Below are 13,208 nucleotides of genomic sequence, written 5' to 3'. Positions count from 1 at the left end.
TTCCGTTGCCTCCCGATTCAAACGCATAGACCCTTACGATCTGGCTCCGTGTCAGAACAGCCTCTGCTGCAACCCCGACATAGGCGGCTTTGAATTCGAGCTCGGAAAATGAGGCCGTTGGGGCACAAACTGAAACTGCGTCAAGGCGTTGCTGAGAAAATCCGCAACGCCAGGGATGGCTGTCCGCGTGACCGGCGCCTTAGTGGTTGGGGCCGTGGGGTCAACCGGTCTGGGCGGCCCCGCATAGATAGGCGGTTGGGCGAGCACATAGTCGTCGACGACAAGAGGCTCACCGTTGCGACGCTTGGTATTGCGGAGTTGGCGTTTGTCGCTGACGAATGTCCAATAGGGGGCTGCCTGCGCCTCATATTGCTGCCGTGCAGCGTCATTTTCCGCAACCGCCTTTTGGTAGTCGGCCTTGGCTTGCTCGAGCCATGCCGGGCCGGCTTGCGCGAATGCGGCGTGCTGGATGACCGGCGAGGCAGTCGTCCCGACAGCGAGCACAACCAAGAAACGGCAGCATGCTTCGCCCCGGCGGCCCGTGGGATTTACGAATATGTTGTGCTCACGAAGGGCTGGAATGCGGCACACCCATCCTGGTCGTCGATGGTTGAAGGATTTTTGTCGCTCAATGGAAATTCTCGACAAAGCGTCAGAACTACTATAGGTAGGTTCTCGCCGCCGTACTCGCTTAGGGAGAGTGCCTCCCGAGCCATTTTCATCGGCCGGCTCTATTTTAGAGGAGACTGACGCTTGGTTGCAGCGAGTATAGCAAAAATTTGCAGCCGATCATCGCATTCCTGCTGGTAAGCGATGTCTGCCGACTTTGTGCGCGGGAGGGACCATGACGACGCGCGAGCACCTTTTTGCGTTGATGCGCGATCTCCGGTGGATCATCGTTCTGGCTTTGTTGCTTTCGGGCCTGCTCTTCCTGCCTGATCAGATTCGCGAGCTCTATCGCATAGCGGCCGACGATCATGGCTGGGTGGCTCTCAAGGAATTCATCGCCATCAGTGTGATCGCGATCGCCGTCTGGCTGAGCGCATTTCAACTGACGACCGAGTCGCAACTCCGAGCGCCAGGTGCGACCGTCCAGCCGATCATCTACAGGCTTGCTCCGATTGTCCTTGGAGCGCTGCCAATGGTGGCTGCGATGTCAGGTCAGTTCCTGTCGCGACCGGCATATCCGGCGGGCGTCGAAGAGGTCGGCAGCATCTTTCGTATCGAGAATCAGGCCTTGGCGTTCGAGCGGAATATGCTCGTGTTGCTTGCGAGCGGAATTGCGATCCTATTGATCTGTTTCGTCTTATTCGCGTGGTGGGTGGGCGGAAAGAAACGCCTCCTCGATCTCTCGAAACGGGCAAACGAGTCCTATTTCCATAGCCTCAGGTTTTTCGCGCTCACGATTTTCGGTATAGCTCTGCTGACAACCACATTTGTTCTCTTTCCGGATAGGCTTGCACAGATTGTCGGAACGTTCGGCGTCATAGCTCTGTTCACGATCTGCGTGGTCGGGGTCATGAGCCACTTTGCACTTTTGACCATCCGGCGAGGCATTCCCTATATACCGCTCGTCTTCGGCGCCTTGTTCGCAGTCGCGTCCCTCTCCGGAAGCGACGATCATGAACTGCGTCCGGTAGTCGAGGCAAAAGCAGGCGATGCGCGCATCTCCGCTGCGACCGCCTTTCACGATTGGTTGCTGCAGCCGGCTCGGCTCACCGAGGCCAAGAGGCTCGGTGAGTATCCCGTATTCATTGTGACGGCCCAGGGCGGCGGCATTTACGCCGCCCATAACGCGGCGCGATTTCTCGCGCGGATGCAGGACCTCTGTCCGGCATTTCGACAGCATTTGTTTGCAATCAGCGCTGTGTCCGGTGGCAGTGTCGGCGCCGCCACCTTCGCTGCCGCACTTCATGCCGACCCCGCGCAGCAAAATGCCAATGCTCCTGCCGGACAGGCCTGCGACAAGATTGCGGCGTTCCTGGCCGGCGTCACCCGGGCTCAGGATCTCGATGTCCCCGGTGCGGTCGAGCAACGCGTTGCGGGCATTCTGACCACCGACTTTATCTCGCCCTTGGTCGCCGGCGTTCTGTTTTCCGATTTCACGCAGTTGTTCTCTCCGGTCACCTTCCGCTTCTTCGATCGTGCGCGCTTTCTCGAATATACTTTTGAGAATGCCGCAGATCGCATGATCAAGACCCAAAAAAACAGCGGCGACCGATCTAACTTGCTGAGAGCCGACTTCCAATCGCATTGGGCGCCCGACAGCAACATGCCGGCACTGCTCCTGAACACGACCGATACCGGCAGTGGCAAACGGGTTGTCATTTCTCCCTTCGACATCGATCCGTCTCACCCGAAAGATAGCGACCTGTGTATTCTCGCCAACCTGAAACGCGATAAAAACGGAAGCATAGAGACCGTCACGAGCCGGTCGCTGCATATTCCGCTGAGCACCGCGGCTTTTGCCAGTGCGCGGTTTCCTTGGGTGACGCCGGCCGCAACGGTAACCTTGAAGAACGACTGCATGACCGCCAATCCACGCGCCCGCTTGGTGGACGGTGGTTATGTGGAGAATTCCGGCATCGAAACTGCGCTCGATCTGATTGCGAAGCTGAAGAGTATTGAAGGGACGTCGGACGCGCCAAAATTCCGAATTTATCTGCTGTCTCTGGTAAACGGTGATTTCGCAGATCATGGATCGTTCGAGTTCGGCGAGCTCATGGAACCGGTCCGAGCGCTGTTTAGCACGCAAGGTTCGCGGACCTATATTGCGCTCAACCGTGCCGCCGATATCGATCGCCTCACGGCTCGGGATGCCGCACCGAGTGCGCCCCGGTTTGCGACCTTCGGCCGAACTGAAATAGCCGGCCTGTTCTACAGCTTGCCGCTTGGCTGGACGTTGTCGGAGGAAACCGGGAACATCATTTCGCTCAGCAGCGGCCGATTTTGGGATTGCCTGCCGAATGACACTTTCGATCAGTCTCGCGCAAAGCAAAGCAATGCCGATTGCCTGCAGGTCAAGATCTTTCATATTTTGAATGGAGACGTTGCAAGCGCGTTTCAGACACTGAAGGACTCCAGACTGGCCGAGGCCGCGTATGCGGATCAACTCGCCAAGGAGAGGCAACCGGCCATAAAGATCGAGCCGCAGCCACTGCTTGCTTGTTATGAAAAGAAATGGTTGCAGGAGCGCGGCTATCAAAACTATCTGGAAAGAGTGCAGGCCCACGACAATGAGCTGGCGAAGGCGTCCAAGAACAACCTGCCCATGCCGGCAGCCATCCCGCCATATCGAAAGAGCTATCTGGCGTATTTTCAGACCGAGCAGGTCCAGGCGTTGTTGCAGGAATGGGACCGGGTCACCGAAACCGATCCTCGCATCCTCGCTTATATTCTCGGTTCCATTTCCTACGACAGCGCGGACTTTACCCATACGAGCGAGAATTTCTGGTTTGTGGACGCTTCGCAAATTCCCCAGAAATGGCGCGATCGTATCGATCAAGGCAATCGCGCTCTTGTCGCCGCAGGCAAGCCATCGGTCGAATTAACCTCGCTCCTCGCCCATCCCGAACAGTTGGCCGATGCCGTTCTGGGCTACGACGGCAATCAATTTGGCAACCGGCCGGGGACAGATGATGGTTGGGATTTTCGGCTGCGGGGCATGTATCAACTGGTCGGACGCGAGCAGTACCAGGAAGCGCAGACCCAGATGCAGCAACTGGGGCAGCTGCCTGGGCTCGACCTGATGACGTTCCCCGATGCGCTCTGGAATTCGAAGATCTCTGCCAAGGTGGCCTTCGCTCACTTCAGGGGGCATCTTTACGGCCACCGGACATTGTTTGATCTGCTCAAGGACAACTCGCTTGATTGGAAGCAAGTGCGCTCGCTCCAGGCGGACATGGAAAATGGTCCGGCCATCCAGAAGATCGTCGCGGCGAGAAGCCAGATGTTTCTCAACTGCATCCAAAGCGTCCTGCATCCTTCCGCGCTTGAGACATGGGCGAGTGCGTTCCGGGGCGAACAATGAGAGGCAGTGCGCAGATGCTCGCATGGGCTGAAAAGGCCGCGGGCGGCTTATGCAATCGCATTGCAAATGCGTGACGTGGTCGTCGCGGAGATCGGTTCGCGACGTGAATCTAGGAGGGGGTAAGTGATGGCGATATGGCGAGATGTTTGGAGATCTTCTTTCTTGTCACTCACGCTTCTGGCAGCGGGCACGACCATAGCCCCTGCCGCAGAACCCCGCCCGGTTGCCGCGCAAACGGCTTTGAGGCCGCTTTCGGCCAACGACCTATCCATCCTGTTTCCGCCACCGCAGAATGCGGCCGACTTGGCCAATCTGATTGCGCTGTCGGATCTCGCCGGTCCGACCGGATCGCCGCAGCGGCTCTGGTCGGACGGGGATTTTGCGCGCTTTCTAGCGAACGCAGAAAATCCCGAGCGCGCTGGCGTGCCAGATTCCGGTGTCGCCAGGATCGCCCTGCCTGACAGCGTAAAAGACATCAAGGCCTGGTTCGTTGCCGGTATCCGGATCGATCCCGGAGCGCCCGGTCTGTCGAATGAGATCATCGCAAAGTTCGGCCGGCAGCCACAGATCCGTCTCATCGTCCAGCCGGTGACGAACGGATCCGACGGGTTCAAGGTCCACGATATCGCCGGGCATCTGATATTCAGTTTTACTCTCTCGCCACCTGACCCACCGCTCGATGGTTGCGCACCTTTTCCCCGATCGAAGCCGGACGATGAGACGTTCAAAGGCATCATTCGCGACGTAGCGGCGCTCCGCGATCAGTTGGCGGCCGGAACGTTTGGTGGCGTAAAAATTGTGACCGCGGGTGACATGAATGTCCATCCGGGCCTGCGCGGCGCCTCGGCCAAGCCGTTTCGGGATGCGTTGAAGGCGCTGCTCGAGAAGCATCTGTCTCCGCAGCGCCTCCAGACCATGGCGGTCATGGGGACCCGCCCGCCCGAGCCGTGGATTTTCGTATCGATGCTGAAGGTCCCTCAGGCTGGCCTTATACCGGTACCCAGTCCGACGCTTGACGGGATGCATGTTGCCCAGATGCTCAGTTTCTCTGGCGCAAAACACGTCGTCCCGCAGCCGTCGACGAATAATCAAAACCCGATAACGTGTCGTCACGCCTCGCTTCAGAGCCCGCCTCAGCCCATCGCCGATCGCAAGGGCGTGTCAACGGCCATGTTCCTCGACGGTCATGTCGATGACAGCCGCATCATTGAGACCCTCAAGATTATTGCCGATCCGAAGCAAAGCCATTTCTTCAACACCGACTGCGTGAGCTGCCACACCGAGACGGCGCAGCCCCTGGCCAGGAACGTCAAGAATTTCACGGTGCCGGGCGTCAACAATGCCGTCTGGCCAAAGGAAAACTGGAACGTTCGTAATTTCGGGTGGTTCCCGTCGTTCCTGCACGGTGGAGTCGCACCAACGATCACACGCCGCGCAGCAGCTGAAACGGCGGACGTGGTTTCTTTCGTCAACAGCCAGTTGCTCAACAAGTGATAAGGCGGGTCGCTGCAAGTGGCGGTTTTTCAGCGCAGTTGAAGGTCGGGGGACAATGATGGGGTGGTTGCTTACGAAGCTTCGTTCTGTCGTCTGTGGTCTTCATTCTTGGATGGCTCGTTGGCGCTGCTTGGCGGGTTTACTCGTCGCGATCGGCGTTGCCGCCGCGGTTGCGCTCGGCATGGCGTACTTCGTGCCGGAAAAGCTCCGCGATGTCGCGCTCTCGATCAAGGGCAAGGCGAACCTTGTCGCTCAGTTGCTGCCGGCGACCTTGCCACAGCCCTCGAAAATCGAGCAAGCCTACTGGTTGCCGCAGAACTGGAGCGCACAGCAGCGCTACTGGTTTCATCATACGTCGCAGGGAACCGCCACAATTCCTGTGCCCTATCAGTGGTTCATGGCGTTGGAGCGGCCGGAGCTGTCCGTATTCTACACCCGTTTGACCGACGATGATTACCTGCGTCGCCTTGGATTTATCCCAAGTCCCAGCTCGAACGATTTTACCGGTAATGCACCCGGATATGGCTATCACGATGATGCGCAGAAGGCAGATGCCGCACAGCCTGGCCGGGCGCCAAACCTGCCGAACAATCCGAATGGATTGCCCGTTGGCTTCGCTATCCTCAAGGGAGGTGTCGACCCGACGACGGGCGAGTCCTACGAAGACCAGATCGGGCTAACCTGCGCCGCCTGTCATACCGGGCATCTTGAGTACAAGAATGTGAGCATTCGGATCGACGGCGGGCCGTCGATGGTCAATCTCGGCGAGGTCGAGCGCGTGATCGGATTGTCGATCGGCTACACGTTGATGCTCCCCTGGCGATTTGAGCGCTTTGCCAGCAAGCTGGAGGAGATCAAAGGTCAAAGCGTCGATCGGGAAAAGCTGAAGGAGGGTTTGAAGCTCGCGCTCGACAAAATCAAGCGTCAGAAGGCGCAGACGGATGGTCTTTTGGCGGCGCAGGGCGTTCTCGATCTCGACGAAGGCTTTGGCCGGCTGGACGCACTGAACCGGATCGGCAATCAAGTCTTCTACGCGAATTTTCTCGATCAAAAGACCGGCGAGCTCGCGGATCCGCTCCTGAAAAGGAACTTCGTACGCAACGATGCGCCCGTGAGCTTTCCGCCCATCTGGGACACTCCGTATTTTCTATGGGCACAGTACGACGCCTCCGTTCTCAACGAACTTGTTCGCAATGCGGGTGAGGCGCTCGGCGTCGCGGCCAAGATTAACATGACAGCGGCCGCGCCCGGCCGTCCGCTCTTTGGCTCGTCCATCCATCTGTCGGACGTTGCGCGGATCGAGGAGCTGTTGCGCGGCACCGATCCCTTCTCAGCGCCCAACCCAGGTGGCAGGAAGTTCAATGGGCTCATTGCACCGCGATGGAGAGACGCACAGGAGAAGTTTCGAGCTGACCCGGCTTGGGCAATTGACGAAAAACTCGCCGAAAAAGGCCGCGACCTTTACCGCGCACATTGTTTTGAATGTCATCGCGGCCCAGTCAACGATCCCGAGTTCGACAAGAAGTGGCCGCAGGATTCGTTCTGGCAGCCGGAGAACCCAGATCGCACCGCCAAGAACGAGAAAAATTGGGTCGAAATCGGTGGACGACACTACTTTAGCCTCGTGCAGCTGCCTGTGGCCGAGATCGGCACCGACAGCCAACAGTCCCGCGTCCTGACAGAACGTCGCGTTCACCTGCCAGATTCGCTTGGTGTGAAACCCGTTGATGATCTCAACAAGGCGTGGGGTTGTAACTTGCTGCCGGACGACGCCTCTGATCCGCTGTTCGTGCTGGCACTGATGGACGTGGTCGGAAAAACGGTCGACCAATGGAACGTCGCCAACGGCACGCCCGATCAGCTCAAGCAGCAAATGTGGGGGCCCAGGAAGAATTGCCAAAACCAGCGCATCTATGTCAATGCGCGCGCAAACATTGGCGGGAAGGACAAAGGTGTTCTTTCCCTTGACGCCCGCTATCGGGCACGTCCGCTGGACGGCGTCTGGGCGACGGCACCGTATTTGCATAACGGATCAGTACCGACATTGCGAGACATGTTGCTGCCCCAACGCGAGCGGCCAACTTCGTTCTGCGTTGGCAGTCGCCAATTCGATCCAGTCAATGTCGGGCTTGTGACGAAAGCGCATGCCGACGAGGCTTGCGCGGCCGGCTTGACCAATTTCGACGTGTCCTTACTCGGAAACAGCAACCGTGGACACTCCTTCGAGGGGCAAGAGACTGACGTCACAAAGCTGCCGCCTGGCGTCGTCGGTCCCGAACTCAATGACGACGAACGGCGGTCGCTTGTCGCGTATCTGAAAACGCTGTGACGCATTGAAGCGAGGAATCGCCTTCGCGTGACACAGCCCGCCGACGTTTCCCTCAGGTCCACTGGCGACACGGACGCAGAAACAGTCTGGCGCTGGTCCTTGGGGCGTCGACGACAGATCGCGTTTCGTGCTGCCGGATCCGAAATCGCTATGGCGCGTCCACGTCCCCCCCCAATCAAGCTGCAAGGAGACCACGTCCACGGCCAGGCAAAAGCAGAAGGCCTTCCCAAGGCTAGGACGATCCTTTGATCGCTCATGGCTAGATGCGGAGCGAAGGCGCGGCCCTTGGCCGGGCGCTAAGTGACGGCAGTCTTTTTCGATTTGTATGTAAACGATGGCTTCGATGCTTTCGATGTCCTCGCGTTGAAAATAGTTGTCCGCGAGCCACTGTGACGCGAGACGAGCAGCTTTGGCGAGTTCATCCTTCAGGAAAGTTAGCCTCAGGTGCCGGTAGACCTTCTGCGAAAACTTGCATTGAACCGTGAAGTTGCCTGTGAACGTCTCACCCTTGCTAGAGCTCCAAATTCCGTAGAACGCGCCATCCCGACCGCCATCATCTGCGTCGAAGAAGCCCTGAACGGTTTGACCCCCAAACCTCTGAGGCAACAGACACGCATAGTTGTTGAAACGCCTTCCAACCCAACGAATGAAGCTCGTAGCCGTCGGCGCAGCAAATGCGATCGGTGCGTTCGGGCGTGTCATGGCCCTAGGCTTTGGCCAATTCAGGCATTTCGTTCTTTTTCGCCTTGGCGGGCGTATCCAACCAGGCTTGGCCCGGTACACGCTTTACGAATTCAGTGAACACGGTCACGAACGCGGTGCGCTCCGCGTCGGAGTCAAAATCTTCCGCATCATCGGGAGCCATCAGCGGGCGCACGTCGGCCAAAAAAGAGGGGTCTTCCAGCTTTGCCCACATGCGCTCCTCAGCCTCGGCCCGAGAAATGGTCTGGCCGGACGCACTCAGATATTTGCCAAACAGCTCGACGACACGTGCAGCCTCGAGCCCATCAAACAGCACAACGGCCTTCGCAAGATCAACGAGATCCCGGCCTTTATCGCGTTGGAGAAGTGCACGGAGTTTCGTCGCTAGCATTTCTTCTCGGCTGAACGACGCAATATCCGCTTTTCCGTTGAACCAGGGGTTCTTAACCTCGAGTGGGAAGGCCTTCTCTCCGTCGTAGGCGGTACGTTCGCGTGTGGCGATTTCGATTTTGACTCGAATAGCCTGCGAGGCGTTTTCATGCTCGGCTTTGATCGTAAAAGTGAGCCTTGGTCCTATCTCTCCGAGATCGTAATGGCCGCGGCCCATCCACGGCTCCAGCACAGCTCGGAGATGGTCGAGAATTGGACCGACAGGACCCTCGGTTGTGCGTGTAAGATCGATATCTTCCGAGTACCGATATGCGCGTGGAAAGTGCAGTTTATTGAGTGCGGTGCCGCCACGAAACCGCAGTTCTTTCTTCAGATAATCATCCTTGAAGATTTCTACGAGCGCGCGGGATATAATGAGATCCTGCTCTACCTGCCGATCTTCCGGCCATGGAGCCGTTTTGCTCCACGCAACGATGTTCATGGCCGGGATCATTGATCGAGCTCCGGACGACGGTGAACCAGAACATTCCAGCGGGCGTCGCGCTCGGCGGGATTGCGGGATTTGCCAGCACGCTTGGATGGATCGAGGTCGACCCAGGGCAGCTGCTTTTCGCTTTGCAGGTGGGCGTGAAGCCCTTCGGCGGCCTGGCCGTGTTTGACAAAGTCGAGCAGGTAGCCGAGCCGCTGGACGACGGAGCGCTCAAAGGCGGGCGCGAGTTTTTGCAGCTCTCTTGCCTTCATTTTGGCGCCAAGATCGGAAAGCACGGTGGCTATGCTGTCTATCGTCCCGGCCGCGTGCAGGTAGCGGAGTACGTCAAGCCCCGTAAGTTCGGGAGACGATAGCTTGAAGTGACCAGTATCCGTTTTGTGGTCTGTGATCGCTTCCGTGAGAACGCTTATGTCTTTGCGATAGAAGAAGGTGAGGATCGAACGGCCAGCGCGGGTTTTAGGTATCCGCTTGTCTGTTATGGTCTGAAATTGCATGACCGCTTGATGGGAAGCTCCGTGTATCTCGGCGGCCTTCAGCAATCCGACGTAGTAAGGGTGGCCCTCATGCTTCATTAGGTCGTCGATGTACCACTGAGGCGGAGGCGCGCCACGAGCCAGGTATTGCGGCGGGACGACCACGTAGAAGCCCTGCCGCGGATTGATGAGGGTCTTTTTGTTTTGCAGGCGTTTTGCTGCGGCGAGAAACCCCCGAGCAGTCGTACCCAATTCAGCGATGGCCTCGTCCCGGGTAAAAGATACCCGCCCGCTGGCCAGCAGGTCCGTCAGGTACGAGGAAAGCGTTCGGCGTCTATCAAGCATTATGTACAAATATACCCGAAATGTGGGCATTTTTCAACATAGTACTATGTCGCTAAATCCCCGAAAAACAGGGATTTTCCTACATAAAATTTAAACCAAAGACGCTTGAGGCCAATCCAGTTCGCGACCAATCGCAAGCCTTATGGAGCGCTCCGAAATGTCCTTGCGCACTACTTTCTTCAACCGATGGCCGAGGGCGTTGGCTTCAGCCGCGAGCTAGCCCATCGCGACATAACGCGCCGCCGTACGATCTGGGTCGCTTTAGACCAAGGCGTTGTGACGGATTAAACGGGAAGTCTGACAATTGCAGGCCTCCGAGCTCAGCAGTAGCCAATCGTTCGAAAAAGACGGCCGCCGAGTTCCCGTTGTCTCCGATGCCTATTCGGGCGCATTCTCGATGGGTTGACATGCCGTGGCCATTCTCCAGGCGACGGAGTTACGCCCAGGATCGGGTGGCTGCGGTCCCGCCCGGTGAACAGAAGGCTTGATGGCGACTTCGACGGAGATGCGGTCATCATCATCGACGACCGGCCGCAGCCTTACGAACATGTCCGGTAGTTCGACGCTGAAGCCGCCAAGTCGCATACCCCGGCGATTGAGGACAACCGCTACCAATTCAGCCGCGCCAGCCAGATCCTCGCCGCCACGCGGGATGTTCTGGAAACCTACACAAGCCTGCAACGAGGCGTGTTGGCTCAATCGCATGAGGCCAGACGCTGGTTTGCCGAGCGTGCCATCTTCGGCACATACGTAGGCATTTCACCGCGATCTGACGCGAGACATCCGAGATTTGTTGGGTCAGGAACAGCTCACGGCTCGGGACGTTCGTGACAAGCTCGATAAGGCGCGGCGCGACATCGGGTGGGAGCCTGCTCCATAAAGCGCGATGAGATGAGGACGAAGCATCATCGCGCTTTGGGTTGTTGCTTGAGCATGATCTCCGCGCCAACGCGTTCTGCGTTTGCCGCGGAAGAAAACCGCTTCGCTCTTTTCGGATCATGCTCTTGCTAAGCCGCAATCCGCACTGGGAGGGCAGAATATCCGTGCACAAAGTTGGATGGGACGCGCTCCGGCTCGCCGACAACCTTGACGTCGAGGCGCCTGTTCAGCATTTCTTCCCAAAGGATCTTCAGCTGCAGTTCCGCAAGATGTCTACCGACGCAGCGATGGATGCCAAATCCGAACGAGAGATGTTGGCGTGGAGTCTTCCGATCGATGATGAAGCTGTCGGCCTGGTCGATGACCTCATCGTCCCGGTTCCCGGAAATGTACCACATGACGACCTTATCGCCTCGTCTGATATGCTTGTTGCCTATCACGATATCGACCGCGGCGGTCCGGCGCATGTGTGCGATCGGCGCCTGGTAGCGTATGATCTCGGAGACGGCGCTCGACACCAGCCGAGGAGTATCGCGTAGCTTCCGGAGTTCGGACGGATTCTGGTTCATGAACAATACGCTTCCACTCATCGAATTGCGCGTCGTGTCGTTCCCGCCCACGATCAGCAGGATGAGGTTACCCAGGAACTCGCGCGGCTCCATATTCCGGGTAACCGGTGCGTGCGCCATCATCGAAATCAGGTCGGCGCGGGGCTCGCCATTCTTGCGTTCGTTCCAAAGGCCTGTGAAATAGTCCAAGCACCCGGACAGGACTGCCCGTCGCTTCTCCCAGGTGTCGATCTCGTGGCCGGTACGCGGAGTTGTGGCGGCAATGTCCGACCAATAAGTCAGCAGCCGCCGATCCTCAAACGGAAAGTCAAACAGCGTCGCCAACATTTGCGTGGTCAACTCGACCGAGACCTTATCAACCCAATCGAAGGTTCCATTGCGCGGCAAGCCATCCAGAACGGCCTTGACCCGCTGACGGATCAAGCCTTCGAGCTTGGCCAGGTTCTCCGGCGCCAGGATCGGACTGATCGTGTTGCGTTGCTCGCCATGTTTCGGAGGGCTCATCTTGATGAAACTCGGAGTCCAATACTCCTCCGGCACATCGACGATCGTGACCCCTTGCTCTGACGAGAACACTCCGTGAGTCATGTCGACTGCAACGATGTCATGGTATTTTGTTATAGACCAATAGGGACCGTAGGGGCTATCTTGGCAGTAGTGGACGGGATCTTCCTTTCGTAACCGCTCGAAGTAGGGCCAAATGCTGTCATCCTGAAAGCGCTTGATGTCGCTGACATCCAGGTCGCTCAGAAGAACGTCATGTGCCCCCTCGCGTGCGTGACCTGCCAATACTGTATTCATGATCGCCCTCCGGCCTTAACCTCTCATCCTGCCTGCTTTCGCCTGGTGCGAATTCCCACGGCGGCAATGAGAGCTTCCCACGAATTTTGAGTGACCGACCCCAATTTCCCGCCCGCTGCGGCGCTTTGGGTTGCGAGCGATTGACCGGTTCGAATGGTCGAACAATAACGCAGGCTGGAGCGCAGCTCCCCTACCATAATTGAGAGGAGCGTGAGCTCGCGTTGATTGCTATAATTGTTCCTCGCATACCAGCTCAGCTGGTTTCAGCGTCATTGCGAGCTACCGCTGAATTCTGGTGACGGGTTGGCCGGTCAGGAGGCGGCGGCTGTGGGTTGACTGACCTCGATCCCGTCGCTGAATGTCAGACCAAGAACGAGTTTTGGTGATTGTGGCCGTCGCGGCGACGTCAGCTTTTCTGCGCAATAGATCGATTTGCTGGCGTGCTTAGCCCGCTTCGCTCCGCGCCTGATCAGTATCGAGGCGCGCGACTCCGCACAATCGGGTGCGCGAATAGATCGCGCTTGGGCACGAGGTCCGGCTGGTGCCGCCGAGCGGTGAAGGCTTTCCTCAAACGCGGTAAGAACGACACGACCGATGCAGAAGCAATCTGCGAGGCGGTGACGCGGCCGAGCATGCGGTTCGTGCCGATAAAGAGAAGGGCGGCGCCTACTCTTGCTTCGCAGTAGACTTCCACCACCTACTCCCT

The 13,208-nt window shown here is 57.9% G+C and carries 7 protein-coding genes and 1 pseudogene; 4 read left to right on the top strand and 4 right to left on the bottom strand.

Annotated features, from left to right (window positions below):
* Positions 1-51 precede the first annotated feature (51 nt).
* A complete protein-coding gene (locus tag JJE66_RS36530) occupies positions 52-510 on the bottom strand; it encodes a hypothetical protein (RefSeq protein WP_200520622.1) in 459 nt (152 codons plus the stop codon).
* A gap of 334 nt (positions 511-844) precedes the next feature.
* Here JJE66_RS36530 and JJE66_RS36525 point away from each other — a divergent pair, with 334 nt between their 5' ends.
* The 3 genes from JJE66_RS36525 to JJE66_RS36515 all read left to right on the top strand — a co-directional run bounded on the left by JJE66_RS36525 (position 845) and on the right by JJE66_RS36515 (position 7,853).
* Positions 845-4,030: a hypothetical protein gene (locus JJE66_RS36525; RefSeq protein ID WP_246756852.1), complete on the top strand. Its 3,186-nt coding sequence runs from the start codon at positions 845-847 to the stop codon at positions 4,028-4,030.
* A 162-nt stretch (positions 4,031-4,192) separates the two neighbouring features.
* Positions 4,193-5,524, top strand: coding sequence for a hypothetical protein (locus tag JJE66_RS36520; protein ID WP_246756850.1), 1,332 nt, complete (start codon positions 4,193-4,195; stop codon positions 5,522-5,524).
* Positions 5,525-5,654: 130 nt separating this feature from the next.
* A complete protein-coding gene (locus JJE66_RS36515) occupies positions 5,655-7,853 on the top strand; it encodes a di-heme-cytochrome C peroxidase (RefSeq protein ID WP_246756849.1) in 2,199 nt (732 codons plus the stop codon).
* A gap of 706 nt (positions 7,854-8,559) precedes the next feature.
* On the opposite strand, the gene JJE66_RS36510 is transcribed toward JJE66_RS36515, so the two are convergent.
* The 3 genes from JJE66_RS36510 to JJE66_RS36500 form a co-directional block, all read right to left on the bottom strand.
* Positions 8,560-9,438: a nucleotidyl transferase AbiEii/AbiGii toxin family protein gene (locus JJE66_RS36510; RefSeq protein WP_200520619.1), complete on the bottom strand. Its 879-nt coding sequence runs from the start codon at positions 9,436-9,438 to the stop codon at positions 8,560-8,562.
* On the bottom strand, positions 9,435-10,253 hold the full coding sequence (locus JJE66_RS36505; protein ID WP_246756848.1) for a type IV toxin-antitoxin system AbiEi family antitoxin: 819 nt from the start codon (positions 10,251-10,253) through the stop codon (positions 9,435-9,437). The genes JJE66_RS36510 and JJE66_RS36505 overlap by 4 nt, the downstream gene beginning before the upstream one ends.
* A 1,007-nt stretch (positions 10,254-11,260) precedes the next feature.
* Entirely contained in the window at positions 11,261-12,502 is a 1,242-nt protein-coding gene (locus JJE66_RS36500) for a cytochrome P450 (RefSeq protein ID WP_200520618.1), read from the bottom strand.
* 520 nt (positions 12,503-13,022) lie between these two features.
* On the opposite strand from JJE66_RS36500, the pseudogene JJE66_RS36495 reads away from it, so the two are divergent.
* A pseudogene (locus tag JJE66_RS36495) lies at positions 13,023-13,155 on the top strand (IS110 family transposase); the annotation flags it as partial.
* Between the last annotated feature and the right edge of the window lie 53 nt (positions 13,156-13,208).

It is taken from the genome of Bradyrhizobium diazoefficiens (assembly GCF_016612535.1).
Classification (GTDB): Bacteria; Pseudomonadota; Alphaproteobacteria; order Rhizobiales; family Xanthobacteraceae; genus Bradyrhizobium; species Bradyrhizobium diazoefficiens_C.
Note: the sequence above shows the minus strand (reverse complement) of the source record. Positions and strands in the feature narration are given on the sequence as shown.

Bases quoted from the DNA above. Each gene is read 5' to 3' on its own strand.
- JJE66_RS36525 (WP_246756852.1), top strand. From the start codon at position 845: ATGACGACGCGCGAGCACCTTTTTGCGTTGATGCGCGATCTCCGGTGG.
- JJE66_RS36500 (WP_200520618.1), bottom strand. From the start codon at position 12,502: ATGAATACAGTATTGGCAGGTCACGCACGCGAGGGGGCACATGACGTT.
- JJE66_RS36505 (WP_246756848.1), bottom strand. From the start codon at position 10,253: ATGCTTGATAGACGCCGAACGCTTTCCTCGTACCTGACGGACCTGCTG.
- JJE66_RS36510 (WP_200520619.1), bottom strand. From the start codon at position 9,438: ATGATCCCGGCCATGAACATCGTTGCGTGGAGCAAAACGGCTCCATGG.